The sequence below is a fragment of the Polynucleobacter sp. MWH-Braz-FAM2G genome (genome assembly GCF_018687635.1).
In the GTDB taxonomy this organism is placed as follows: Bacteria; Pseudomonadota; Gammaproteobacteria; order Burkholderiales; family Burkholderiaceae; genus Polynucleobacter.
In genome coordinates, this window is sequence record NZ_CP061300.1 from 2,044,327 (window position 1) to 2,069,965 (window position 25,639).

General features: G+C 43.8%; 32 protein-coding genes. 12 read left to right on the plus strand and 20 right to left on the minus strand.

Going from position 1 to position 25,639, the window contains the following annotated elements:
- The first annotated feature begins 10 nt into the window (after positions 1-10).
- Positions 11-481 carry a tRNA (uridine(34)/cytosine(34)/5-carboxymethylaminomethyluridine(34)-2'-O)-methyltransferase TrmL gene (gene trmL, locus FD973_RS10335; RefSeq protein WP_215323526.1) on the plus strand — a complete coding sequence of 157 codons (471 nt, stop codon included), beginning with the start codon at positions 11-13 and terminating at the stop codon, positions 479-481.
- 22 nt (positions 482-503) lie between these two features.
- On the opposite strand, the gene FD973_RS10340 is transcribed toward trmL, so the two are convergent.
- From FD973_RS10340 to FD973_RS10355, 4 genes are read right to left on the minus strand one after another with little or no spacing between them, the layout of a single operon-like run.
- A complete protein-coding gene (locus tag FD973_RS10340) occupies positions 504-1,526 on the minus strand; it encodes an NAD(P)H-dependent glycerol-3-phosphate dehydrogenase (protein ID WP_215323528.1) in 1,023 nt (340 codons plus the stop codon).
- 24 nt (positions 1,527-1,550) lie between these two features.
- Positions 1,551-2,072, minus strand: a complete 522-nt coding sequence (gene secB, locus FD973_RS10345; RefSeq protein WP_215323530.1) for a protein-export chaperone SecB — start codon at positions 2,070-2,072, stop codon at positions 1,551-1,553.
- A gap of 32 nt (positions 2,073-2,104) precedes the next feature.
- Positions 2,105-2,359 (minus strand): glutaredoxin 3, encoded by a 255-nt coding sequence (gene grxC / locus FD973_RS10350; RefSeq protein WP_215323533.1) that lies wholly within the window; start codon positions 2,357-2,359, stop codon positions 2,105-2,107.
- Between the two features lie 9 nt (positions 2,360-2,368).
- Positions 2,369-2,782, minus strand: a complete 414-nt coding sequence (locus FD973_RS10355) for a rhodanese-like domain-containing protein (protein WP_215323534.1) — start codon at positions 2,780-2,782, stop codon at positions 2,369-2,371.
- A 22-nt stretch (positions 2,783-2,804) separates the two neighbouring features.
- Between FD973_RS10355 and gpmA the strand changes: the two genes are divergently transcribed.
- Genes gpmA through FD973_RS10370 form a run of 3 tightly spaced genes read left to right on the plus strand, consistent with a single transcriptional unit; the run spans position 2,805 to position 5,739 of the window.
- On the plus strand, positions 2,805-3,494 hold the full coding sequence (gene gpmA / locus FD973_RS10360) for a 2,3-diphosphoglycerate-dependent phosphoglycerate mutase (protein ID WP_215323535.1): 690 nt from the start codon (positions 2,805-2,807) through the stop codon (positions 3,492-3,494).
- Positions 3,495-3,505: 11 nt separating this feature from the next.
- On the plus strand, positions 3,506-4,963 hold the full coding sequence (locus FD973_RS10365; protein ID WP_215323537.1) for a S41 family peptidase: 1,458 nt from the start codon (positions 3,506-3,508) through the stop codon (positions 4,961-4,963).
- Between the two features lie 23 nt (positions 4,964-4,986).
- On the plus strand, positions 4,987-5,739 hold the full coding sequence (locus FD973_RS10370) for a HesA/MoeB/ThiF family protein (RefSeq protein WP_215323539.1): 753 nt from the start codon (positions 4,987-4,989) through the stop codon (positions 5,737-5,739).
- 4 nt (positions 5,740-5,743) lie between these two features.
- Here the strand turns inward: FD973_RS10370 and ptsP are convergent, their stop codons facing one another.
- The 8 genes from ptsP to FD973_RS10410 all read right to left on the minus strand — a co-directional run bounded on the left by ptsP (position 5,744) and on the right by FD973_RS10410 (position 13,375).
- Positions 5,744-7,495: a phosphoenolpyruvate--protein phosphotransferase gene (gene ptsP, locus FD973_RS10375; protein ID WP_215323541.1), complete on the minus strand. Its 1,752-nt coding sequence runs from the start codon at positions 7,493-7,495 to the stop codon at positions 5,744-5,746.
- 6 nt (positions 7,496-7,501) lie between these two features.
- The gene (locus FD973_RS10380; RefSeq protein ID WP_215323543.1) at positions 7,502-7,771 is read right to left on the minus strand and encodes an HPr family phosphocarrier protein; all 270 of its coding nucleotides are present in this window, start codon (positions 7,769-7,771) and stop codon (positions 7,502-7,504) included.
- Positions 7,772-7,787: 16 nt separating this feature from the next.
- Positions 7,788-8,210, minus strand: coding sequence for a PTS sugar transporter subunit IIA (locus FD973_RS10385; RefSeq protein ID WP_215323545.1), 423 nt, complete (start codon positions 8,208-8,210; stop codon positions 7,788-7,790).
- Between the two features lie 2 nt (positions 8,211-8,212).
- A complete protein-coding gene (gshB, locus tag FD973_RS10390; protein ID WP_215323546.1) occupies positions 8,213-9,154 on the minus strand; it encodes a glutathione synthase in 942 nt (313 codons plus the stop codon).
- Between the two features lie 27 nt (positions 9,155-9,181).
- A complete protein-coding gene (gshA, locus tag FD973_RS10395) occupies positions 9,182-10,480 on the minus strand; it encodes a glutamate--cysteine ligase (protein ID WP_215323548.1) in 1,299 nt (432 codons plus the stop codon).
- A gap of 104 nt (positions 10,481-10,584) precedes the next feature.
- On the minus strand, positions 10,585-12,081 hold the full coding sequence (locus FD973_RS10400; protein WP_215323550.1) for an ammonium transporter: 1,497 nt from the start codon (positions 12,079-12,081) through the stop codon (positions 10,585-10,587).
- Positions 12,082-12,094: 13 nt separating this feature from the next.
- Complete coding sequence (locus tag FD973_RS10405) at positions 12,095-12,433, minus strand: P-II family nitrogen regulator (protein ID WP_011903792.1); 339 nt, start codon at positions 12,431-12,433, stop codon at positions 12,095-12,097.
- A 24-nt stretch (positions 12,434-12,457) separates the two neighbouring features.
- Complete coding sequence (locus FD973_RS10410; RefSeq protein WP_215323552.1) at positions 12,458-13,375, minus strand: TorF family putative porin; 918 nt, start codon at positions 13,373-13,375, stop codon at positions 12,458-12,460.
- 262 nt (positions 13,376-13,637) lie between these two features.
- Between FD973_RS10410 and FD973_RS10415 the strand changes: the two genes are divergently transcribed.
- Positions 13,638-13,892, plus strand: a complete 255-nt coding sequence (locus FD973_RS10415; RefSeq protein WP_215323554.1) for an accessory factor UbiK family protein — start codon at positions 13,638-13,640, stop codon at positions 13,890-13,892.
- A gap of 32 nt (positions 13,893-13,924) precedes the next feature.
- Here FD973_RS10415 and FD973_RS10420 read toward each other — a convergent pair whose 3' ends face one another.
- Genes FD973_RS10420 through FD973_RS10450 form a run of 7 tightly spaced genes read right to left on the minus strand, consistent with a single transcriptional unit; the run spans position 13,925 to position 18,607 of the window.
- On the minus strand, positions 13,925-14,509 hold the full coding sequence (locus FD973_RS10420; RefSeq protein WP_251368778.1) for a hypothetical protein: 585 nt from the start codon (positions 14,507-14,509) through the stop codon (positions 13,925-13,927).
- Complete coding sequence (gene lipA / locus FD973_RS10425; protein WP_215323556.1) at positions 14,502-15,512, minus strand: lipoyl synthase; 1,011 nt, start codon at positions 15,510-15,512, stop codon at positions 14,502-14,504. The genes FD973_RS10420 and lipA overlap by 8 nt, the downstream gene beginning before the upstream one ends.
- Positions 15,509-16,153: a lipoyl(octanoyl) transferase LipB gene (lipB, locus tag FD973_RS10430; RefSeq protein WP_215323558.1), complete on the minus strand. Its 645-nt coding sequence runs from the start codon at positions 16,151-16,153 to the stop codon at positions 15,509-15,511. The genes lipA and lipB overlap by 4 nt, the downstream gene beginning before the upstream one ends.
- An 8-nt stretch (positions 16,154-16,161) precedes the next feature.
- Positions 16,162-16,437 carry a DUF493 family protein gene (locus FD973_RS10435; RefSeq protein WP_371816890.1) on the minus strand — a complete coding sequence of 92 codons (276 nt, stop codon included), beginning with the start codon at positions 16,435-16,437 and terminating at the stop codon, positions 16,162-16,164.
- Between the two features lie 12 nt (positions 16,438-16,449).
- Entirely contained in the window at positions 16,450-17,163 is a 714-nt protein-coding gene (locus tag FD973_RS10440) for an alpha/beta hydrolase (RefSeq protein WP_215323560.1), read from the minus strand.
- A gap of 24 nt (positions 17,164-17,187) precedes the next feature.
- Positions 17,188-17,496 carry a ferredoxin gene (locus FD973_RS10445; RefSeq protein WP_215323561.1) on the minus strand — a complete coding sequence of 103 codons (309 nt, stop codon included), beginning with the start codon at positions 17,494-17,496 and terminating at the stop codon, positions 17,188-17,190.
- Positions 17,497-17,512: 16 nt separating this feature from the next.
- On the minus strand, positions 17,513-18,607 hold the full coding sequence (locus FD973_RS10450) for a VanZ family protein (protein ID WP_215323562.1): 1,095 nt from the start codon (positions 18,605-18,607) through the stop codon (positions 17,513-17,515).
- Between the two features lie 37 nt (positions 18,608-18,644).
- Between FD973_RS10450 and FD973_RS10455 the strand changes: the two genes are divergently transcribed.
- Together FD973_RS10455 and FD973_RS10460 are read left to right on the plus strand one after the other, a co-directional pair.
- Positions 18,645-19,430: a biotin--[acetyl-CoA-carboxylase] ligase gene (locus FD973_RS10455; RefSeq protein ID WP_215323563.1), complete on the plus strand. Its 786-nt coding sequence runs from the start codon at positions 18,645-18,647 to the stop codon at positions 19,428-19,430.
- On the plus strand, positions 19,427-20,239 hold the full coding sequence (locus FD973_RS10460) for a type III pantothenate kinase (RefSeq protein ID WP_215323564.1): 813 nt from the start codon (positions 19,427-19,429) through the stop codon (positions 20,237-20,239). Before FD973_RS10455 ends, FD973_RS10460 begins: the two co-directional genes overlap by 4 nt.
- On the opposite strand, the gene rfaE2 is transcribed toward FD973_RS10460, so the two are convergent.
- Complete coding sequence (gene rfaE2 / locus FD973_RS10465) at positions 20,236-20,724, minus strand: D-glycero-beta-D-manno-heptose 1-phosphate adenylyltransferase (RefSeq protein ID WP_215323565.1); 489 nt, start codon at positions 20,722-20,724, stop codon at positions 20,236-20,238. The genes FD973_RS10460 and rfaE2 overlap by 4 nt on opposite strands.
- Before the next feature lie 106 nt (positions 20,725-20,830).
- Here rfaE2 and FD973_RS10470 point away from each other — a divergent pair, with 106 nt between their 5' ends.
- The 5 genes from FD973_RS10470 to FD973_RS10490 all read left to right on the plus strand — a co-directional run bounded on the left by FD973_RS10470 (position 20,831) and on the right by FD973_RS10490 (position 25,615).
- Positions 20,831-21,388, plus strand: coding sequence for a glutathione peroxidase (locus tag FD973_RS10470; protein WP_371816891.1), 558 nt, complete (start codon positions 20,831-20,833; stop codon positions 21,386-21,388).
- Positions 21,385-22,761 carry an NAD(P)/FAD-dependent oxidoreductase gene (locus tag FD973_RS10475; RefSeq protein ID WP_215323567.1) on the plus strand — a complete coding sequence of 459 codons (1,377 nt, stop codon included), beginning with the start codon at positions 21,385-21,387 and terminating at the stop codon, positions 22,759-22,761. Before FD973_RS10470 ends, FD973_RS10475 begins: the two co-directional genes overlap by 4 nt.
- Before the next feature lie 3 nt (positions 22,762-22,764).
- Positions 22,765-23,550: a DUF1365 domain-containing protein gene (locus FD973_RS10480; protein ID WP_215323568.1), complete on the plus strand. Its 786-nt coding sequence runs from the start codon at positions 22,765-22,767 to the stop codon at positions 23,548-23,550.
- Between the two features lie 137 nt (positions 23,551-23,687).
- Positions 23,688-24,842: a cyclopropane-fatty-acyl-phospholipid synthase family protein gene (locus tag FD973_RS10485; protein WP_251368779.1), complete on the plus strand. Its 1,155-nt coding sequence runs from the start codon at positions 23,688-23,690 to the stop codon at positions 24,840-24,842.
- Complete coding sequence (locus FD973_RS10490; RefSeq protein WP_215323570.1) at positions 24,839-25,615, plus strand: SDR family oxidoreductase; 777 nt, start codon at positions 24,839-24,841, stop codon at positions 25,613-25,615. The genes FD973_RS10485 and FD973_RS10490 overlap by 4 nt, the downstream gene beginning before the upstream one ends.
- Positions 25,616-25,639: the final 24 nt, after the last annotated feature.

The window sequence follows — 25,639 nt, forward strand, 5'->3', positions numbered from 1 at the left end:
TGAGTACCACATGTTTAATATTGTTTTATTCGAACCAGAAATTCCGCCTAATACCGGCAACATCATTCGCCTCTGCGCAAATACTGGGGCAAAGTTGCATCTCATAGAGCCCTTAGGGTTTCCAATGGAAGATGCAAAGCTGCGTAGGGCTGGATTGGATTACCACGAGTTTGCAAGAGTCAAGGTCCATAGAAATTGGGCGCAATTTTTACAGGATGAGAAACCCAATCCACAACATCTCTTCGCATTAACAACAAAGGGTTCCGGGAAATTTCATGAAGGGAGTTACGCCCCCAATGATTATTTTGTATTTGGCTCTGAAACCAAAGGTATTACCGATGAGGTAAGGAATTCCATACCCGCTGAAAATCGTATGCGATTAGCAATGCAAGATAGTAGTCGTAGCCTGAACCTGTCAAATACAGTAGCAATCGTTGTATATGAGGCTTGGCGACAAAACGGCTTCGCGGGTGGCCAGTAAAGATAAGTCTTATAGACTTTGGTTACGATTCAATTTTTGGATCGCGCCCCATCAACTTTCTGACAGCATCATGTGGCTTCATTTTTCCAGCTAGCACTTCACCCATCATGGCAATAATTGGCATCTCAACACCAAGACGCACAGCCAAATCTCTAACTGCAGCAGCACAAAGCACACCCTCAGCGACATGACCAAGACTTGCAAGAATCTCGGGGAGAGATTTTCCGGCAGCTAACTCAAGGCCAACTCGACGGTTACGGGATAGATCTCCAGTAGCAGTCAAAATTAAGTCTCCAACCCCAGTCAAGCCCATACAGGTTTCTGATTTACCACCTGCAGCTTTTACAAGGCGCATCATTTCAGCTAAACCTCTGGTAAGAACTGCAGCACGAGCATTAAGGCCCAAATCCAGGCCGTCGCCAATTCCTGCTGCGATGGCTAAAACATTCTTAATGGCGCCACCCAACTCAACACCAACCAAATCATCGCTTGAGTAAATGCGCATATTGCCGTGATGAAAGGCAGCTTGGACTACCTCGCATAATTTGGCGGAATTACTTGCTACCGTGAGGGCGCAAGGCATTCCTGCGCCAACCTCACGAGCAAAACTAGGTCCAGATAATGCGCCATATGCATGCGCGATTCCATGAGCATGAAGAGCATTTTCTCGCTCAACCACTTGATGCGGTAATAAAGCGGTATTGGGCTCTAGTCCCTTGCAAAGCCAAATAATATTCAAGGGATGTTGCGCAATCTTTAAAACTTGAGCAATCGTTTCCGAAAGTCCCGACATTGGAGTTGCTACTACTAATAAATCATCGCTCGAGAGTCTTTTAATGGCCGCAGATAAATCTTCCTCAAATTGGAGTCCTTCTGGCAGCGGAATGCCTGGGAGATAAGTGCAGTTCTGGCCATTCTTACGAATATCTGCCAATTGTTGCTTGCTACGAGACCATAAACAAACATCACCCCCTTGAAGATGACGAGCCGCTTGCGCAGCCATCGCCGTTCCCCAAGCACCAGCACCAAGCAAGGTCACTTTCATGATCTGTTGGCTCGTTTTAGAGACTTAATGAGGAAGAATAATTTTGCTTTCATCTGCCGCTGGCGCATCTTTAGCTGCAGCTTCGTGAGCCTGCATCAGTCGCTGCTCATACATGCCATGGAAATTAATTTCATTCAAGTGGATTGGCTGGAAGCCTGCGCGACTAATAGTGTCGGCGATATTGGAGCGCAAATAAGGATACAAAATGGTAGGGCATGTAATACCCAGCATTGGGTCAACTTGCTCTGGAGGTATATTGATAAATTCAAAAATACCTGCTTGCTTGGCCTCAACCAAGAAAAGCACTTTACCCTCAACCTTTGCCGTAACAGTGCAAGCAAGGGACACTTCGAATATTTCGCTATTTACAGGATCGACCGAGATATTAATCTCAACCTGAATTTGAGGCTCAGATGCCACCAACAAAATCTGTGGAGCATTGGGCTGCTCAAGAGATAAATCCTTTAGATAGATTCGCTGAATACGAAAGCTAGGCTCTTTAGATTGATCAGAGTTTGTTTGTGGGGCAGAAGTTTGTTCGGTCATTGCTAACTTTCTTTATAAATTTATTTAATCAATTAAGCCAATAATGGATCAAGTTTTCCAGCACGATCTAATGCCACTAAATCGTCATAGCCACCCACATGGGTATCGCCAATATAAATTTGAGGAACAGTTCGGCGCCCGGTACGAGTCATCATGATTTCTCTTTGGGATGGATCACGATCAATCAAAATCTTATCTAGATGAGCAACGCCTTTTTTAAGTAAAAGCTTTTCTGCCATTACACAATATGGGCAAACTTGAGTGCTATACATTGTTACTGGAGGCATTATTTCCCCTTATTTCACCAAAGGCAAAGCCGCTGCTTTCCAAGCCTGTACGCCGCCTTCTAAAACACCCACTTCCGCAAACCCCAGTTTTTGAGTTTCAACCATAAGCTTACGTGACTGAGCCCCTGTCTCGCAAACTAACACCAAGGGATGCTTACGATCCAATTTCAACTTTCCAATCCCTGCGGTTAAGTCAGCTGCATTGACTAATTTCGCCCCAGGAAGATGCCCTGTTTTAAAGACCTCTTCGGAACGCAAATCAAGCACATATGCTTTGCGACGATTAATCCAAATAGTTGCCTCAGTTGGAGACAAGCCTTTTCCGCCAATAAGCGTAGATAATGTGGGTAGGAAAAGCGCCAAGCCCGAAACCAAAAGGAGGGCAATGAGCGCTAAATTATCAATTTGAGTGAGAAAGTTCATCACTGGATTATAGAATGGCTCTATGAAACAACTTGTCCTTATTCGTCATGGCGAATCCGCCTGGAACCTTGAAAACCGCTTCACTGGCTGGGCGGACGTCGACCTAACTCCAAAAGGGGCTGAACAAGCCCTAGCCGCGGGCGAAAACCTACGTAAAGCAGGCTATGAATTTGACATCGCCTATACCTCGGTTTTAAGACGTGCGATTCGCACTCTTTGGAACGTCCAAGACACCATGGACTTAATGTGGCTCCCTGTTGTTCATAGTTGGCGGCTTAACGAGCGTCACTATGGAGCGCTCACCGGTCTAAACAAAGCCGAAACAGCAGCCAAATATGGTGATGAACAAGTTCATATCTGGAGACGCTCTTATGATGTGCGCCCTCCACTTCTTGGTAGCGAAGACGAACGTAATCCCAAGAATGACCCTCGCTACTCCAAACTAAACTCATCTGATATTCCATTGGGTGAATGTCTAAAAGATAACGTTGAGCGAGTTCTACCTTTATGGAATGAATCTATTGCCCCCGCACTCAAGGCTGGCAAGCGCGTACTCCTTGTAGCACATGGAAATAGTATTCGCTCATTAATTAAATATCTCGATCAAATGTCTGATGAAGCCATCATGGAGGTTAATGTCCCTAACGGCATTCCTCTTGTTTACGAACTAGATGACAACCTGAAACCTATTCAACACTTTTATTTGGATTAAAGCAAAAAGATATGCGCCATTTTCTGAAGAACTTTGCCTTAATAGCTATTGGTCTCATAGCTGGTGTTGCAGCCACCATCCAGCTCTCTGCGACTGCACAGCAGGGCTCACAGCCTATTGCACAGCAAAGTACACAACTTCCGCTCGACGAGTTAAGAACACTTTCAAATGTCTTTGCTCAAATTAAGCGTGAATATGTTGAACCTATTGAAGATAAGCAATTATTAACTGATGCTGTCAAAGGAATGGTAAGTAGTCTTGATCCTCATTCCACCTTTCTAGATAAAAAAGATTTTGCAGAAATGCAAGAAATGACCACAGGAAAGTTTGCCGGTCTTGGTATTGAAATTACCTCAGAAGATGGTGTAGTGAAGGTTTTAAACCCAATTGAAGATAGCCCTGCTGCACGCGCTGGACTTCAAGCTGGCGATCTCATCACAAGACTGGATGACAAACCAGTTCGTGGAATGTCTTTGGATAAGGCTGTCCGCACTATGCGTGGTACGCCAGGCACCAAAATAACTTTGACAGTCTTTCGTAAGAGCGAGGAACGTAGCTTTCCCGTAACAATCACCCGCGCGGAAATTAAAGTTCAATCCGTTAAAACTAAAATTCTGGATAACGATATTGCCTGGGTCAGAATCACCAGCTTCCAAGAAAGAACTGTGCCAGATTTAGCTAAAAAGTTAACTGATATTGCTAACCAAAATCCGAAATTAAAAGGCATCATCCTCGATCTTCGCAATAATGGTGGTGGCCTATTACAAGGCGCAGTCGGTGTAGCTGCCGCATTCTTGCCTGCTGATGCAATTATTGTTTCAACCAAAGGGCAATCGCCTGATTCGAAACAAGTGTTTAATGCAACGCCAGCCATGTACCGACTAAATGAGCCTGGAGATCCTTTGGCTGGTGTGCCGCCTATATTTAAGAAATTGCCCATGGTTGTCTTGGTAAATGCCTATTCTGCTTCTGCCTCTGAAATTGTGGCTGGCGCACTTCAAGATTACAAACGCGCAACGATTATCGGCAAGACCACCTTTGGCAAAGGTTCCGTTCAAACTGTCCGCCCACTCACCAACGACTCTGCACTCAAAATCACCACAGCCTATTACTACACCCCAAGCGGGAAATCGATTCAAGCATATGGTGTGAAACCAGATATTCCAGTTGATCAAAACAAGGATGGCGATCCAGATGACGTATTAATTACTCGTGAAATTGATAGCGAGAAACATTTACGCAATAAACAATCTGCGGAAGATAAACTCATTAAGGATCGAGAACAACGCCGTCTCGAAGAGTTGCAGCGTATTGAAGAAAAAAATGCCAAGAAGACTCCTGAAGAAAAAGAGAAGGAGAAAAATAAGAAGCCTATCGAACTTGGCAGCGCTGATGATTTCATGCTCTCTCAAGCGGTGGCCTTTATCAATGGACAGCCTGTAAAACGATCTTCTTCCAAGCTTGAATAAAGCTTTTACTTTTTCAAAAGCATATGGATGATCAGCAACTACTTCGCTACTCTAGGCATTTATTGCTAGATGAAATTGATGTTGATGGCCAAGAAAAACTGATTCATTCGCATGTCTTAGTGATTGGCGCAGGCGGCCTAGGTAGCGCTGCCGCCCCCTATTTAGCAGCGGCAGGAATAGGACATATCACCCTGATCGATCACGATACGGTAGAGCTCACCAACTTACAGCGCCAGATCATGCACACTGAAGGGAGCATTGGCGAAAGTAAAGTTGCATCTGGGAAAGATTTTTTGCAACGCCTCAATTCTGATATTCAAATTGAAACTATTCAATCAAAAGCTAATGCAACGCTTTTAGATGATCTACTACCAAGTGTTGATATCGTTTTGGATTGCACGGATAACTTTTCAACCAGACATCTTATTAATGCTGCCTGTGTTAGACATCGTGTTCCACTAGTCTCGGGATCTGCTCTTAAATTTGATGGTCAATTAAGCGTGTTTGATCCACGCAACTCATCCTCACCCTGTTATGCCTGCATCTTTTCTCCCGAGGAGAAATTTGAAGAAGTCAGTTGTGCCAGTATGGGCATCTATTCGCCCCTAGTTGGAATTATTGGCGCAATGCAAGCTGCTCAAGCACTACAAGTATTGATTGGTTTCGGGGAACCTTTGGTTGGGCGAATGCTGCTTTGGAATGGTCAGACTACCCAAATCGATGAAATCCGTATTAGCCGCAATCCCGACTGCTTAGTATGCGGATCAACACATTAAGAAACTAAGAAAGTAATCGCTCTAAAGCCTTAGCCTGCTCTTCAGGCTCATATGCTTTTAAAACTCTAGGTACGCGAGCTCTCAAAAGCCCTACATTTGCTTTCAATATTTCTCGCTTCACTAGCAACAACTGACTGAAATGCATCGAGAAGTCAGTCAAACCTAAACCAAGTAAAAGTTTTGTTAATGTCGGGTCTCCAGCCATCTCACCACAAATAGCAATCGGCACATTCGCTCGTTTAGCTTGCCCGATGATATTTGCCAATAAATTCAAAATAGCTGGATGTAAAGGGTCATATAAATGCGCAACAGCATGATCGGCACGATCAATTGCCAAGGTATATTGAATTAAATCGTTTGTGCCGATTGAAAGAAAATCAAAGCGATCAATAAATAAAGGAAGTACTAAGGCAGCCGCAGGAATTTCAATCATGGCGCCGACTTGAATATTCGGATTAAATGCTTTTCCTCGTTGATGTAATTGCTGCTTAGCTTTTTCAATCAATCGGAATGTTTCATCAATTTCTTTAGCATGCGCCAACATCGGAATCATGATACGCGCCTGACCATGGGCCGATGCACGTAAGATCGCTCTGAGCTGGGTTAAGAATATTTCTGGCTCAGTTAAGGACCAGCGAATCGCGCGCAATCCGAGAGGCGATGTGCCTGTTTGCGCAACATCGCCAGCGCCACCCAATGCTTTATCAGCACCAACGTCAATGGTTCTAATGTTCACTGGCAAACCATGCATTAAATCTACCACCCGACGATATTCTAAATACTGCTGCTCTTCATCTGGTAAGGCCTGCTTCCGATCCATGAATAAAAATTCAGAGCGGAATAAGCCAACACCAACAGCACCCAGCTTTACAGCTTGAACAGCGTCTTCCGGTAATTCAATATTGGCAAATAACTCAATCTCCACACGATCAGCAGTTTCGGTTTTTGCATGCTTTAACTGTTGAAGCTTACGAGTCTCTTTTAAGACTTGAGATTGCAACTTGCGATATTCGGCAAGTAGTTGCTCATCTGGAGCAACAATCACGATACCTCGCTCGCCATCCAATACCAGCCAATCGCCATGACGAATCATTTCGCTGGCATGCCTTACACCTACTACAGCTGGAATCTCCATGCTTCGCGCAACAATCGCTGTATGAGATGTTTTTCCGCCAAGATCAGTAACAAAGCCTGTAAAAGCATGTTCTTTAAAACGCAACATGTCATGCGGAGCAATATCATGCGCAACAATGATGGATTCAACACCAATATCACTAGTAGGCAAAAAATCGGGGTCTACTAGCGGGTCTTGTTTTTGTGCATTTAAAGCTTTAATTACTCGCTCAGCAACCTGCCGAATGTCGTTAGCACGTTCCTTTAAATAGGCATCTTCAATATCCGCAAATTGCTCTAACAGATCATTTAGCTCGGTTGTTAAGGCCCACGCAGCATTTAAGCGCTGTGTACGAATCAATGCGATAGGCTTTTCAGCCAAGGCAGGATCAGCCAATATCATGCCGTGAACATCTAAGAACGCAGCCATCTCTTGCGGAGCATCTTTTGGAAGCCCATGGCGTAATTGGTCTAGCTCTAGACGAACCTGATTAAAAGCATCTAATAATTTTTGAGCCTCCGCTTCTTCTTTACCGGGCTCGACTAAATAGTGACTAACTTCCAATGCTGCACGCGAAATCAGTACCGCCTTGCCAATAGCAATGCCTTTCGATACTGGAATTCCATGCAACGCAAAAGTCATATCTCTTTACTCGCCTTCACCGAAGCGGTCATTAATTAATGCCGTGAGAGCCTGCATAGCTTCATCTTCCTTCTCGCCAACCGTCTCTAGCGTGACAGTACTACCCATACCAGCCGCAAGCATCATCACACCCATAATGCTCTTTGCATTAATTTGACGCCCATTACGTGACAAGAATATTTCACAAGGAAACTGAGCTGCTAACTGCGAAAGCTTCGCAGATGCTCGCGCATGCAAACCTAATTTGTTAATAATTTCAATTTCTGCACTTGGCATGGTCAGTTATTCCTTTTTACCCTTGATTGACTTTTGTGCCGAGGCGCAAAATTCCATGCTGTCCACCAGTCAGCGCCTTTTGCGCCAACTCTTCCAGACCCTCTCCACGATGCGAGATACAGCGCATCAGCATAGGAAGATTGAGGCCTGCCAACACAACGACGGGCGCGTTTAATCCAGATAAAGGACCGAGTGCCTCGAGTTTAGATGCCACATTGGCAGGTGTTGCACCCATCACATCTGTCAGGATAAGTACGCCATTGCCTGTATTTACACCATACGCAGCTTTCAGTAAGCGATCAAAGCTTACTTTCGTATCTTCATGTGGCGGAATATCCACCGCTCTAACACGTTCAGGCAATACACCAAAAGTATGCTCTGCGAAACCTAGCATTGCGCTAGCAACTGGTGTGTGTGCAACGATGACAATTCCAGCCATTTTTAAGTCAACGCCTTCTCAAGTGAAGTCAACCAAAATTGTGAGACATTAAAGTCAGTTTGGTCGGTAATTTCAACAAAACAGGTGGGGCTAGTCACATTGATTTCTGTGAGATAACCACCAATTAAATCCAATCCAACTAAGAATAATCCACGCCGATTTAAAGTTGGTGCCAATTCTTCGGCAACTCTTGTTTCGGCCTCAGTTAAAGGCATTGCAACGCCTTTGCCACCAGCGGCTAAATTACCTCGAATTTCCTTACCCTGAGGTATTCGAGCCAGCACAAACGGCACAACCTCTCCACCAATCAAAAGCACCCGCTTATCGCCCTGGGTAATTTCAGGAAGAAAGCGCTGAACCATCAGTGTTCTGGCGCCATTCTCTCCAAGTGTTTCAACAATACTTGCAAGATTGAGGCCATCGGGACCCACTCTAAATACACCCATTCCCCCCATGCCATCCAAAGGTTTAATCACGATATCGCCATGGGTTTGGTGATATCGCTCAACCGCACTTAATTCACGAGTTACCAATGTGGGCGGAATAAGGTGTGGAAACTCTAAGATAGAAAGTTTTTCTGAATGATCGCGTACAGCATTTGGATTATTGAATACTTTTGCACCCTGACGAACCGCTGCCGACAGCAACCAAGTTGTATTGAGGTACTCAATATCAAATGGTGGATCTGTGCGCATCAGTACTGCAGAAAAAGACATCAAAGCTCTTGGCTCTATATCACCCAACTCAAACCAAGCAGTAGAGCTTGGTTTAATTACCAAAGACTGGCAATCCGCTACAACAAGATCATCTCTCCACAGCACATTACGACTTTGACAAAACCATAATCGGTGACCTGCTTCTTGAGCCACACGCATCATCGCTAAGGTAGAGTCTTTTTGAATCTTAAAAGACTCAAGCGGGTCTGCAATAAAAAGAAGGTCCATATTTTCTATTGAGCGGCTTATTTTTATTTATGCAACTTCAGCATTCGGGTCAGTACGCTCTAGCTCTAGTGATGAGGCAAGAAGCGCTAGGCGAGCAACAACTCCATATAAATAGAAACGATTAGGAGCGGCGCTACCTGGCTTAGCCCCAAGATCAGGCATTGAGTTTTGCTCAAAGGCCAGCGGTACAAAATGCATACCTGGTGCATTGAGATTTTCGTCTGGACCACGATCTGTATGCACTCGATAGAAACCACCAATCACATATCGATCAATCATATAGACCACTGGTTCGGCAACAGCCTCATTAACCTTCTCGAAGGTATAGACACCCTCTTGAATGAGTACATCGCTTACTTCTAGACCCTCTTTAACAACGCTCATCTTATTGCGGTCTTTGCGATTCAAACCTTTTAGCTGTGCAGGATCGTTAACCACCATTACACCCATGCCGTACGTGCCTGCATCGGCCTTAACTACAACATAGGGTTTTTCTTTAATCCCATATTCACGATATTTTTTTGCAGTCTTCTTGAGCACTTGCTCTACTGCAGTTTGCAATTCATCTTCGCCTTTGCGCTCATGAAAATTAATATTTGAACAACTCGTGAAATAAGGATTAATCATCCACGGATCAATATCAACTACCTTGGCAAATTTCTTGGCCACCTCTTCATATGCAGCAAAGTGATTTGATTTGCGCCGCACATGCCACCCAGCGTGTAATCCGGGCAATAAATACTGCTCATAGATATTCTCTAAAATTGGTGGAATACCTGCAGACAAATCGTTATTTAACAAAATTGAGCAGGGATCAAAGTCTTTTAAACCTAAACGTTGCTTCTTGAGCCCAAGTCGCGAGAGTGGCTCCATCAGCAGGCGATTACCATCTGGCAATTCAATCCAAGTAGGCTTCTTAATTTCATCTGAAAAAGTACCTAAGCGAACATTTAATCCTGCTTGACGCAAAATTGAAGACAGACGAGCAATATTCTGCAAATAGAAAGTATTGCGAGTATGGCGCTCTGGAATGAGTAATAAATTCTTAGCCTCTGGGCAAATCTTCTCAATTGCAGCCATTGCAGCTTGAACAGCCAAAGGCAACATTTGCGGAGAAAGATTATTAAAGCCGCCCGGGAAAAGATTGGTATCTACTGGAGCCAGCTTGAAGCCAGAATTACGTAAATCGACCGAGCAGTAAAACGGCGGAGTATGCTCCTGCCATTCCAGCCTAAACCAACGCTCAATGGTTGGGGTCGCTTCTAAAACCTTTGACTCTAATTCGAGCAAAGGGCCGCTGAGAGCAGTAATGAGATGTGGAACCATTCCACCATTGTAAGATTATTAAAAGAAAGACGCGGGATCCGAAAATCCCGCGCTTAAAACTAGGCAGCCAACCAGAGCCGCCTAGTGAGGGGTAAATCTATAAATTAAGACTCGTAAGCAGTCTCACCATGTGAGCTGATATCAAGGCCTTCGCGCTCTTCTTCTTCCTTAACACGTAAACCAATCACGATATCGATCAATTTAAAGGCAACGAAAGAAACCACGCCAGACCAAATTACAGTAGTAATCACGCCTTGAGCTTGGATCCACAATTGGCTAGCAATAGAGTAGTCAGGAGCAACTGCATTTGCTACATAATCCCAAATACCAGAGCCGCCCAATGCTGGATCAGCAAATACGCCGGTTAACAGTGCACCAGTAATACCGCCTACACCGTGAACACCGAATACGTCCAAGCTGTCATCTGAACCCAAAATCTTCTTAAGGCCAGTAACACCCCAGAGGCAAACTACGCCAGCGATGAGACCAATGATGATTGCACCCATTGGACCAGCAAACCCAGCCGCTGGAGTAATAGCAACCAAACCTGCTACGCAACCAGAAGCCGCACCCAACATAGATGGCTTACCCTTAAGAACCCACTCAGCCACTGACCAGCCCAATACAGCAGCAGCAGTTGCTAAATAAGTATTCACGAATGCCAAACCAGCAGTACCGTTTGCTTCAAGAGCTGAGCCAGCATTGAAACCAAACCAGCCGAACCACAAGAGTGCAGCGCCAGTCATTACATAAACCAAGTTATGTGGCTTCATCGCTTCTTTGCCGTAACCCAAACGCTTGCCAACAACATAGGAACCAACTAAACCAGCGATTGCAGCATTGATGTGTACAACTGTTCCGCCAGCAAAGTCTAGAACACCTTTTTGCCATAACCAACCAGCACGAGCAGTAATTGCCTCGAGTGATGCGGCATCTTTAATGTCATCAGGACCAGGCCAGAACCAAACCATGTGAGCGATCGGCAAGTAGCTTAGTGTGAACCAAATCACCATGAACACCAAAATTGCAGAGAACTTAGCGCGCTCAGCAAATGAACCGATGATTAAGCAGCAAGTGATAGTTGCGAACACTGCTTGGAATGCCATAAATACAAACTCAGGAATTACAACCCCTTTACTAAAGGTTGCAGCAACTGAATCTGGGTTAATGCCGCCCAAGAAGAGACGATCAAGCCCACCAATAAATGCTCCGCCTTCCGTGAATGCAAAGCTATAACCATAAATGGCCCATAGCACTGTAATCAATGAGAAGACCATGAAACATTGCATGCAGATAGACAGGATGTTCTTGCTGCGAGTTAACCCACCGTAGAACAAAGCTAAGCCAGGAAGGGTCATCAGCAATACCAAAGCCGTACAAACCATCATCCAAGCGATATCTGCCTTATTGCACTTTTCAGAGCAAAGAACCGGAGCAGGCTCTGCAGCAGCGGGAGTTGCCGCAGGGGTAGCTGCAGGCGCAGTTACAGCAGGTTTTTTAACTTCATCAGCATGCGCTGGCGAAGTAACCATTACACCAGTAGCACCAATAGCTAAAGCCATAGCACCACCAGCAACGAGTCGTTTCATCCAAGTTAACATTTTGAACCTCTCTTTAAAGTGCTGACGCGCCGGTTTCACCGGTGCGGATACGAATGACGTGCTCGACTGGGGAGACAAAAATCTTGCCATCGCCAATCTTGCCTGTACGTGCAGATTTTTCAATTGCTTCAATTGCACGCTCCAAGATGCCATCTTCAACAGCAGCTTCAATTTTTACTTTAGGTAAAAAGTCGACAACATACTCAGCACCGCGATATAACTCGGTGTGTCCTTTTTGACGACCAAAGCCTTTAACTTCAGTGACGGTAATGCCCGAAACTCCCACTTCCGAGAGAGCTTCGCGCACTTCGTCAAGCTTGAATGGCTTGATGATTGCGGTAATTAATTTCATATGTTTCTCCGTTCAGAGTGGAAATTAGAAAGTTTTTGTCAGAGAGATAAGGCCAGTTGATCTGCCCAAGTTCTTGCCTTGCGGACTGGAATAGGAGTAGCCACCTAGGTATGTTGAAGCATTAGTTCCAACATAAGCGATGGCTGCTGATAAGCCGCCACCAAAGTCTTTTGTAACGCCTAACTTCCAATCAGTGTATGAGTAGAGCGTACTATTGCTTACGCCGTTAAGTGACGCACCAACATAATTGGTTGCTCCTCCAGGGGTGTTTCCAGCAACATATTGATATCCAATATGTCCATTTAACGCCAATCCCCAGTAACCAGTGTCATAGTTCAAAGTTAGATCTGGATAGTAAGAGCCAGAAGAATTAACAGTGCCGAATAAAGTTGATACTGCGTAAGAGAATTTAACAAAACCAGTCAATGATCCAAATGTAAAGTTTTGGGCCACATAGATTTCACTAGTATTAGGATTCGCAGTTAAACCTCCAGTATTAGGAATACCAGTTGTTGGATAGTAGTACTGCAAGAATCCAATATCGGAAGCAAAACCTTCGCCAATAAATTCTTTCTTAAAACCTGCATAAAAGTCCATCTCGATAGGGGCAGATACTGAGCCATATGGACTTTGTGTATTTCTGCCTACATTTGAACCATTGGTGGCATATGAATCACTAATCCAACTAATTGAGCTGTTCCAGTTTCCAATGTATAGGCCACTCTCATGCGCGTAGTCAAAACCACCTTGAATAGCTGGCTTAAAGTCTGATTGACTGATGCCGCGATAACGATAGTCATTAACAATGGTAACGTTCGCAGTAATAGGGCTAGCCTCAGGCGCTTCAGCAGCAGGCTCATCAGCCGCTAACACTGATGAAGATAGTCCGGTCAACAATGCTACTGCTGCCGCAGAGATTGCTGTCTTATGTAAATTTTTCATGTGCTACTCCTTGCTGGTTGTAATAAAAATTGGTTAAACACTTAATGCATGGAGTGATATTGAGTCTCCGAGGGTTTTTGGCTTTGACAGAAATCCCTCTAATAAGGCAAATGCTCTATTTTGGTGCACAATAACGCACCGCATGAGTGAATTCTGGTCATTTTTAGCTTTTTTACCCCTTTTTGGGCATTTTTCCCCGCACAACTTAAAATACGAATGTGTATCTTTTCTGCAACGACTAATAGAACAGCGGGACCCCATCATGCAAAAACCTGGCGAAATACTCGAGCAAATTCAACGCATCGCAAGCGATATGCAGAATAAGGTAGGTGACGTGATACGCAACTCACCAGCCCAAGAAATTGAGAAGAATGTGCGTGCGATGATGAATCAGGGTTTTCAGAAAATGGATTTAGTAACGCGTGAGGAATTTGAACTTCAATCAAAAGTTCTCGCAAAGACAAGAGAAAAATTAGAGGCGCTTGAAGCCAAAGTTGCAGCGCTTGAAAAACAATAAAAACAATTTTTACATCAGATCAATTCTTTGATTCACTCTGGAGAAAAATCACTGAAGAAATTGTCGTACGCTTCTTTAGCAAAAAAAGTTTTAGTGCTTTCTGACTCTGCATTCGTATGGAGAACAGATACCTGATAGATCCAGCTATCGCCATTTACCGCAACTCTGTTAATCCAACGTACACGCATTAACTGTTGTGTCTTACCATCTTTCTTCAAATCAAGATAATAATCTTTGGTAGGTAAACGTTGTCCCTCTGACGTTTTGTAAAAGCCATCCTCAATAAGAACATCGCCACCAGATGCTCTCGCTCTATCAAGCAAATTACTTTGCAATAGTGAAATTAGTTTGCTTAATGAAGCGCTTTGACTAGCTGGCAATTGAATAGTGCTGACCGAGTAAATATCTTCATCAATTTTTACCGCCTCAAGTGTTTGTAAAAATTCTTGATCAAGATAAGGAATACGCCGCTCTAACTTATCTGGCTTTCCAGGAAATAAAGCTGTGTATCTTTCTTGTGGCGACTGAACTGTACGCCAATCTAATTTAGGACTACATGCAACAAGAAGGGCAGTTGCCATCAATAAAGTGATGGCATTAGAAATACTTCTAAACAACCCCCGCTCCATGAGCTTGTTGATCTGCGTGATAGCTTGAGCGCACCATGGCACCAACTGCGGCATGGGAGAAACCCATCTCATATGCCTTTTCCTCAAACATCTTAAAGACACCTGGGTGAACATATCGCGTGACAGGTAGGTGATGTCCTGAAGGGGCGAGATATTGGCCAATGGTAAGCATATCAATATTGTGCTCACGCATATCACGCATTACTTCTAAAATTTCTTCGTCAGTTTCGCCCAAGCCAACCATCAAACCACTTTTAGTGGGGACATGAGGAAAGCGCTCTTTAAAGTCTTTCAAAAGCTTCAAAGAATGTAAGTAATCAGCACCAGGTCTGGCTTGTTTATACAAACGTGGCACAGTTTCTAGATTGTGATTCATGACATCAGGCAAACCAGCAGGTGCATGCTCAGCAAAAATATCCAGCGCCTTATCTAAGCGTCCACGAAAATCCGGAACCAACACCTCAATACGAGTATCGGGTGAAAGCGTGCGCGACTGAGAAATACAATCCACATAATGCATTGCACCACCATCACGAAGATCATCACGATCTACACTTGTGATCACCACATAATTTAGTTTGAGTGCCGCAATAGTGCGAGCCAAATTTGCTGGCTCTTTGGTGTCAAGTGGATCTGGTCTTCCATGGCCCACATCACAGAATGGACATCGACGAGTGCACTTGTCACCCATGATCATGAATGTTGCAGTGCCTTTACCAAAACATTCGCCAATATTTGGACAACTTGCTTCTTCACAAACAGTCACCAATTCGTTCTCACGCAATATCTTTTTAATTTCAGTAAATCGTGAGTTACCAGAGGCTGCTTTAACGCGAATCCAATCAGGCTTTTTTAAAACCTGTTCAAGAGGGACGATTTTGATCGGAATACGAGCAGTCTTCTCGCTCGATTTTTGTTTACGTGATGCATCGTAATTGAGGTCTTGGCGCGCCTCAATAGATGTGTTGTTGTCGGTCTTATTTGTCGTCATGATGGCATCAGTTGCTTTTCTAGGTGCTGCAAAAGCCTTTGGCTAATAGTGTCTATATTGTCCTTGATCCCAAGAGTTTGCATATCAACCGTCTTTAAACCCTCATAACCACAAGGGTGGATACGCTTGAATGCCTCCAAATCAGTAGCCACATTAAGAGCTAAACCATGGTAAGTGCACCCTTTAGAGACCTTTAGACCTAGAGCAGCAATCTTGGCGCCAACCCATTCTGAGGACACCCCCCGTTGCTCAGAGACATAGATTCCTGGTGCCCCAGGGTGTCTTTCAGCATCTAATCCAAAGTCTGCCAAGGTATCAATCACAGCTTGCTCGATACGGGATACCAACTCCTTCACAAATATCCCCAGACGCCTAAGATCGAGCAAGAGATAAACAACAATCTGGCCAGGACCGTGATAGGTGATTTCCCCGCCGCGATCCACCTGAACAAGTGGAATCTGATTGCTCGGCGAATGAAGATTGCTGGCATCCCCAGCCAATCCCAAAGTGAATACGGGAGGATGCTCTAAAACCCAAATTTCATCGGGTGTCTCACTAGTTCGCTCTTTAGTAAATACTCGCATTGCCTCATATGTGAATGCGTAATCAGCTAATCCAAGTTGTTTTACTAAAGCCGACATGTATTCAATTACAGAACAATACTGACTAATGGGTGTGTTGATAAAGTTCTATAAAGCTCATCCAACTGTTCGCGACTAGTGGCAGTGATTGGCAGAGTAATCCCTAAATAATTTCCATCTTTGGAAGGACGCTGCTCAACTTTGCTCTCATCAAATGTAGGATCGAATTGCTTAGCAATATGCATGATTGCAGGAAGATACTCGGGATTTGCTTTACCCATAACCTTAATTGGAAATAACGATGGGTACTCTATTAAAGATTTTTCTTCGGCCATGATTTCAATCCCTAATTCAAATTATTTACGATGATCTGGCATACCCAACCATGCGCCAGTAATGATGTTGCGAATGCAATGTAAACGACGATGGAAGAAATGATCGGCACCAGGCACAACTTGCACGGTGAGCTCCTGCGGGCGAGCCCAATCCAAGACATCAATCAAAGGAATGGTTTCATCTAATTCGCCGTGTATCAAAATCGTATCTGCAGGAACTGGTGATAGCGTCCACTTACCAGCGGCACTACCCACCATGACAAGGCGTTCTGCGGGGCGCCCCAGTTCCGCAAGTCTTTGCACTAAATGACTGCCAACAAAACTTCCGAAAGAAAAGCCAGATACAACCAAAGGCAAAGTATTGGCGCTCGTTACCCAAGATTGATTGGCGGTTACCTCATACTCTCCCCAACTCGAAGGAGTCCGCATCCAATCAGTAACATGGAGCAAATCTTCTAGCTCTCCAACACCATCATCATGAATGCCCTCGGTTCCGCCCACTCCACGAAAGTTTGGGCGCACACTCACATAACCTAATTGATTAAATGCACGCGCCATAGTTTGCGCTACTTTGTTGTCCATGGTGCCACCCAAAAGTGGATGAGGATGCGCAACAAGCGCTAAACCACGTACAGAAAATGCGGGATTATTTTTTAATTCATCAGGAAGATCAATAGACATCTCCATTGATCCAACAACGCCTTCAATATGAATTACTTTTGTGCGACTATTCATAAAAAACTCTCAGATATGGAAACACTAAGCTAATTGCAAGCGCTCTACAGGGCGCCCTTCGATTAAATGAGATTGAATAATTTCTTCAACATCATCCACATCAACCAAGGTATACCAAACACCCTCTGGATAAACGACCATTACAGGACCTTCAGCACATCGATCTAAGCATCCAGCTTTATTTACACGAATCTTCCCTGGCCCAGAGAGACCGAGCTCCTTCACTCTTTTTTTTGCGAAATCAAATAAAGCAAAGGCATTGTGCTGATCACAACACTCCTCGCCATTGCCACGTTGATTTAAACAAAAAAATAGATGGTGTGAAAAACTCATAAGAAAATTATATTCATCAGTGTGATTGTTTAAACTTAAAAGCGCTCCAGATCATCCAAACTAGAGCCATAGGTAACCATACTACCGAAACCCACTGCATCAACTCATTAAAATGCAATAAACGCCCTTGATACCAGTGTCTGAGTGTCAGTATGAAATAAGGATTGTCAGGCAAAATATTGACGGCGATTGTGGTGCCAACTAAACAAATTAAGGCCAGCCAAAATTTAACTCTCGGCTCGAGCTTCAGAGCCCAACTTAATAAGAGACTACCCAAGAACATTCCCCAAAGCGCCCCTGCAGTTAGCCAAATAAAGCTAAACTCCGCGCCAAATTGAAGACCGCTAAACAAAATTTTAATGAGCACTGTTAAACCTAGAAGCCCATTCAGAATGCGCACTTGTGGCGCCTTTTGGCGCAACCCCAAGGACAGCAGCAAGGCAACTCCAAGCCAACAGAGCGAGGTAATAACGGTCTCTTGAATCACATGATTAATAACTAAAGTACCCCAATCAACCGAACCAAAAATTGCATGGCCCCAAACACCAGTTCCAAGCCATGAGCTTTGTGGATAAATTTGTGACCATGGGAATAGTATGAAGAGGGCACAAGCTGCCCAATTTAAGCCAAACCACTGATCGAAATGGCGACGAATTGTGCTTCCAGAAAGCCACTGAGGGCCTAAAGGAATGGCCAATAAGCCACCTAACAGACCCCCCAAAACATTAGCCCACCAGTCCATCTGACTCGGTATTCGGGTAGGCAACCAAGATTGCAATGTTTCCACAACAAATGCCAGAAAGGCGCTCAAACCAATAGCAATCCCTAGCGCAACAAAGTTACGCCAACGTGGATAGCTTGCAAACATTACCAAAAATCCAAATGGGATGTAAGCCAAAATGTTGACCGACACATCAAATAATGTAATAAAACGAGGCAATGGGGCATCCAGCCATGCCCAAGCAGCTATGCCATTCTGAAAATCAAAATCAAATGGGTTTAGGCTCACATAGATGATCAAAAGTGCGTAGCTAAGACATATAGCCCTGGCTAAAGGCATAGCCTGCAAAGGCCAAGCTAATTTCCGTGGTCGTTGATCTTTATGATCCATTCCACAATTCTAGGTCAGACCTTTCTACAATGTTGAAATGACAGCAAATTGCATCCTTGAGCGCGTTAATGAAACCAGATCAACAAATGACGATCTTTTGGAGCGCTGGCGCGCAGGAGAGTTAATTGATCCAGTAGCTCGTATTGCCCACAAGCAAACTGCTGGCAAAGGAAGAGCAGGTAGGTCATGGCTCACCAATCCAGATGACTCTCTATGTTTCTCGATAGCCTTTCCTTTTAAAAGAACCCCCGCCCAATTAAGCGGATTGAGTTTATCTGTTGGTTTAGCAGTTATAGCCGGCATCGCTCAGGCTTGCAATTTAAGCGAAAGAGAACTTCAACGAGCTGGTTTATGTTTGAAATGGCCAAACGACTTGTTGCTAAACAGAGCAAAACTCGGTGGCATCCTTATCGAAGGCGGGCAAGCAAAATCTGGTGACTCCACCTGGATGATTATTGGCATTGGCATTAATCTACGCAATTCAGAAGCTATTGAATCAAATCTAGATAACGGACTTAAGGTTGGCTCCTTAGCTCAGTTAACAGACTCGTTACCTGATATTGAATACCTTTGGCTTCAATTAATAGCGTCTCTTGAACACATTCTTGCTGAATTTGATTTATATGGTTTTGATTTGTATAAAGAGCATTGGATGAAATGGGATGCATATCGAGATCAATCTGTATGCATCTCTGGCGTTGGTAAAGATCCCATTTACGGAATCGCCAAAGGTGTTGATGAAAAGGGAGCGTTACTATTGCAGCAACAAAACCAAACCATTGCTATTCATGCAGGTGATGTTTCATTGCGGATGCAATCATGAGTCTTTATTTATTTTTTGATGTTGGTAATACGCGCCTCAAATGGGCAGCAGTCGAATCTACACAAAATCCAAGCGATCAACAAAAAAAACTGTGGGCTTATTCGGGATCCATTTCTAGCAAAACCTTGCAATCAGAGGAACATCGATCAGAGTTAGCAGACTATATTTCCAAAACACTTCCAAAGCCAGCAGTCATTGGATTTTCTTGTGTCGCAGGGGATGAAGCAGTAGCTCAACTTAAATTACTTTTTCCTCAGTGGAATGATATTGATTGGAGGCAGTTAAGAGGTGACAGCGTATTTGTCGGAATGCGAAGCCTATACAAAGAGCCTAGCAAACTCGGCGCTGACCGCTGGGCTGCACTAATTGGAGCCCGTGCCCTATCCAACAAAAATACCTTAATTGTGAATGCTGGTACCGCTACCACCATCGATTTACTTGGCTCTAATGGCGTACATTACGGTGGATGGATCTTGCCTGGTCTTGGGCTAATGCAAGAAAGTCTACAAAGCAAAACTGCGCAACTCCCTTTAGCCACTCGAGAAGATCATCAGGAACAATTTGGAACAACGACTAATGAGGCAATTATTAGTGGTTGTGATGCAGCACAGATCGGTGCAATACAGTTTGCTCTCATGCAGGCTAAAGAAATAAATATTCCAGTTGAGAAAATTTTGCTGGATGGCGGTAACGCCAAAATCCTATCAAAAGAGATTTCTCAAACAAACTTACCAAGCAAGCAATTAATCGAAATAACGGAAGGGTTAGTTTTACGCGGAACTTGGGCGTGGCTAATACAGCAACTTTAAGCTCGTATCTTGCCCAAAAGACTTGTTGTAGAGCGTTCATACAAAAAAGGTATAGCAACTGCTTTACCGCCCCAACTTTTTACTAAATCAGTCTCAGCTAGCTTATCGATTTCATAATCACCACCCTTGACGTAAATGTCAGGGCGAATCTTTTCAATTAAATTAACTGGCGTTTGTTCGGTAAATAATATCGCCATATCGACACTCTCTAGTGCAGCCAACAAGGCCTGACGATCCGCTTCAGAATTAATCGGCCTGTCATCACCTTTGCCCAACATCTTCACAGAAGCATCTGAATTAACGCCCACTACCAAACTAGCCCCTAAAGCACGGGCTTGCGCCAAATAGCTGGCGTGTCCACGATGCAATATATCGAAGACTCCATTAGTAAACACCAAGGGACGGGGAAGCTTTGCCAAACGAGCACTTAATTGCTCTGGAGGGCAGATCTTGGCTTCAAAAGAGGGGGATGATAGCTGGCTCATAGCTCCATATTAATGGCATTCCGACAAGCTCTGCGATATTGGCCAGAATGTCTTAGACTTGACCTCTATTAAATGAATTAAAAGGTGTTAAATGACACGTCCTGCGATGAATTGCCTCTTGGGTCTATTTGCCCTTTTTTTATTTGGCCTTCAACCTGCTAATGCCATGAATAATTGCAGTCCACTACTCTCACACACCTTTCCTCGTTTACAGGATGAAGCTCCGCAAAGCCTTTGCCAATATCAGGGTAAAGTCATTTTGGTTGTTAATACAGCCAGCTTCTGTGGATTTACCAGTCAATATGAAGGCTTAGAAAAAATTTACGCCAAATACAAAGATCAGGGATTTGTGGTGCTCGGCTTTCCATCGAATGATTTTGGGCAACAAGAACCTGGAAGCAATAAGGAAATTGCGGATTTCTGCAAGAATACTTATGACGTGAAATTTCCGATGTTCGCCAAGAGTGCCGTCTCCGGAAGCAGCCCAAATCCTTTTTTTAAGATGTTAATTGCCAAAACAGGCACAACTCCTAAATGGAATTTTTATAAGTATTTAATCGATCGAAATGGCAATGTGGTGGATTCCTTTGGCAGCATGACCAAACCAACTAGTAGCAGCATTACAGGCCAAATTGAAAAGCTTCTAGGAGAAAAAGCTCAGTGAGCAAAAAACATATTGCCATTATTGGCGCGGGTATCTCTGGTTTAGGTTGTGCCTATGCTTTAAAACACCACCCAGAATTTGCAATTACTCTCTATGAAGCTGGTGATCACATTGGTGGTCACAGCAATACAGTTGATTTCAATTGCAGTATCAACGGCAAGGAAATCACCCATGGGGTAGATACAGGGTTCTTAGTATTTAATCGCAAGACATACCCCCGCCTAGTTCGCCTATTTGAAGAGATTGATGCGCCAATTGCCCCATCAGAAATGTCTTTTTCAGTATCAATCGATTCATTTTCAAAATCTGGATCGTCTAAGAAGATCGAATGGGCTGGTAATGACATCAATTCTTTCTTTGGGCAAAGAGCTAATCTTCTTTCTCCATCCTTTTGGAGAATGGCCTATGACATCTTGCGCTTTAATCGCTTAGCGACTCGATTGGCACATGAGCAAATTGATGCCGGTCATCAATACAAAGAGCCCGATGAAAAAATTGCGGATTTTTTAGAGCGACATCGTTTTAGTCAAAGCTTTAAAGAAAATTATTTTTTACCGATGATTGGTGCTATCTGGTCATGCTCAGTCGATCAGATGCTTGCATTCCCTATTCAGACTATGGTGCGCTTTTGTCACAATCATGGTCTTTTGCAAATCCAAAATCGCCCTCAATGGTTAACGATTAAAGGTGGATCACGCGAGTATGTAAAAAGAATTGTTACAGCACTAGAAAATCATCAAGTAACCATCAAGCGAGAGCGAATTTTACAAGTAAATACAAATCGTGATGATGGTCAGGTTGAGGTTATTAGCAAAAATGGGTCTTCCTATTTCGATGAAGTAGTTATGGCTTGTCATAGCGATCAAACCTTAGATTTAGTGCGTGGAATTGATCAACAATCTAGAAATATCCTTGCAGCTATTCCTTATCAACAAAATCGAGCGATTTTGCATACTGACATCCACTTCTTACCAAATGCGAAACGTTGCTGGGCGGCTTGGAATTACACTGCCAAGTCTGGTGACAAACCAAGCGCAAAACAACATGTCAGTGTTAACTATTTAATCAATCGCTTGCAACCACTCCCAGAGCAACTTAAGGATACGCAAATTATTGTTAGTCTAAATCCCTCTCAAGAGCCAGACCCAAAACTAGTGCACCAAGAGATCCACTATTCACACCCCGTCTTTGACATGAAAGCAATACAAGCACAAAAGGAGTTGCCTTTAATTCAAGGGACTTCATCCATTTGGTATTGCGGAGCATGGACAGGTTTTGGATTCCATGAGGATGGCTTACGATCCGGCGAATTAGTTGCTGAAGCCCTTATCGAAAGCGTTCGTCAACCAATCAAAACCAAGCAAGACAGCTAGTTAATGCCACAAGCAAAAATTAACTTTGGCGTAGTAAAGCATCAACGCATTCGGCCAAGCAGAAATGCTTTTGGATATGGCGTATTTACCATTTCTATTCCCATGCGTGCCCGAGGAGCCAACCCCGAACTCCTAAAGCAATCTGGACTGAGTGATAACAAATGGGGTTTTTGTGCATTTTTTGATAAAGACCATGGTCTAGGCGGAAAAGATAGTCTTGCATGGATCGAGCAAATTCTGGCAGATCATCAAGTCACTAATGTTGATGGAGAAATCTGGCTGCAGACATTTCCAAGGGTGCTGGGCTATGTCTTTAATCCCGTAAGCTTTTGGATTTGTACGCGAGCAGATGGCAAAGTACAAGCCGTTTTAGCTGAGGTAAACAATACCTTTGGCGAGCGGCATTGTTACCTACTCCATAAGGATTCAGGCGAAGAATTATTCTCCGGAGAAACACTTACTAGTAAAAAAGTATTTCATGTTTCACCCTTTTGCGAAGTGCGTGGTGAATATCATTTCCGCTTTTTGTTTCCAAAAGATAGTAGCAGCGGAAAAAACAATGTCTGCCGAATAGAGCTTCACGAAGATGGACAACCCCTCATTAACACTAGCATTAGTGGTGTCAGTCGCCCATTAAGCCATGCCAACGTCATTTTGGCCCTCCTTCGTTATCCTTTAATGAGTCTAGGGGTGATATTGCGCATTCATTGGCAAGCATTGAAATTATGGGTAAAAGGTGTACCCTTTCACTCTAAGCCCAAACCACCAGAACTTGAAGTTAGCAGATGAATCGCCCGGGACAATCACTTCTCTCTAGATTAAGTTTTTCTCGCCCCCCATCAAAGGCGGCCTCTTCACATTCAAATTCATTAAGCAGTAAATCATTGTTAGCCCTGCTGACCCAACTGAGTAGTGGTCATTTAAAAATGACGCTGCCCAATGGAGAAAAACGAGAATTTGGCAATCCAAGCGATGCGTTACATGCTGACATTCAGATTTTGGAATGGTCGGTATTTAAAGAGATCATGTCTCATGGTGATATTGGTTTTGCCGAAAGCTTTATTCAAGGCAAATGGAATACTCCTGATCTAAAAGCGCTCCTTGAATTAGCAATTCGCAATCGAACCATTTTGGAAAAAGCGATATACGGCAATTGGTATGGCTCCATTTTTTACCGCTTGAAACATTGGTTACGTGATAACAGCAAATCAGGAAGCCGTAAAAATATTCACGCGCACTATGACCTAGGCAATGCTTTTTATACGCTTTGGCTTGACCCCACCATGAGCTACTCAAGCGCTTGGTTCTCAGAGGGAGATAAACAATCCTTAGCTGATGCTCAGCGCGCGAAGATTGGACGTATTCTAGACTCCCTAAAAACACTGCCTGGGGATCGAATCTTGGAGATTGGCTGTGGCTGGGGTGGAGTTATGGAGGAGTGTCTTCGTAACCAAAGAGCCATTACTGGTCTCACCCTATCAACAGAACAAAAAGTGTTTGCTGAAAAACGCTTGTTGGATGTGCAGGCTCAATTAGTAAATCCGCCGACATTTGAAGTGCGCCTCCAAGATTATCGTGATTGCCACGAAAAATTCGATGGTATTGCCTCCGTTGAAATGTTTGAAGCAGTTGGTGAGAAGCATTGGCCAGAGTATTTTGAAGCAATTTCACAGTGCCTAAAATTTGGTGGCAAAGCCTGTGTTCAAACTATTGTGATTGCTGAAGATCTCTTTGATCGTTATCGCCGCAATACCGACTTCATTCAACAGTATGTCTTTCCAGGTGGCATGTTGCCATCTAGATCAAGCTTTAAAGCGAGCGCAGAAAAGGCGGGGCTTCAAATAGAAAAAGAGTTTTCCTTTGGCGCAGACTATGCAAGAACACTTTGCATATGGCGCGACAACTTTAATAGCAAATTACAAGAGGTGCGCAAATTAGGGTTTGATGAAGCCTTTATTCGCCTATGGAATTTCTATCTCATGTACTGCGCTGCTGGCTTTACTGAGCGTAATATCGATGTGGTGCAATTCACGTTAAGCCACCAAACTTCAACGTTATCTTCCAATACTCAAAGCACATGAAACAACTTGGTTTAGATAGCTTTACGGATAAAAGAATTTGGATTATCGGGGCTTCTAGCGGTATTGGTGAAGCGTGTGCCAAAGCATTACTGTCCAAGGGTGCCAACATTGCCCTATCGAGCAGAAGAGTTGAGCGACTAAACCAAGTTGCAGCTACTGGAAAGATTAACCAAACGCTTGTCATTCCATTGGATGTCACCGACGATAGGCAGTTTCAGGATGCTTACAAGATTATTCTAGACACCTGGGGAGGAATTGATCTCTTACTTTTTGTGTCTGGAGTATATATTCCACTGCGTGCAGATCACTTTGACATTAATATTGCAAGACAAACAATTGATGCAAATCTCTTAGGTCCTATGAGAGCAGTCGCATTAGTGACACCAGAAATGGTGAAGGCAAAATCTGGACACATTGCCATCGTTGGAAGTGTTGCAGGTTATAGTGGACTCCCAAAAGCCTTGGCTTATGGCCCAAGCAAGGCCGCTATCATTAATTTTTGCGAGAATTTATATTACGATCTCCTGCCAACAGGAATAAGCGTTCATATGATTTCGCCTGGATTTGTGGCGACAGAAGCAACCGCCAAAAATGACTTTGAAATGCCAGCACTCATCAGTGCTGAAGAGGCTGCTCAAGAAATTTTGACTGGGATTCAGGATGGTGAATTTGACATTCACTTTCCTAAAAGATTCTCTCGATTCTTAAAATTTCTGAGGATCCTGCCTTACCCAATCTATTTTTGGATTGTGCGTCGTTTTGTCAAAATTTAAGCACTGCTTTAGCATTCCGCCTAA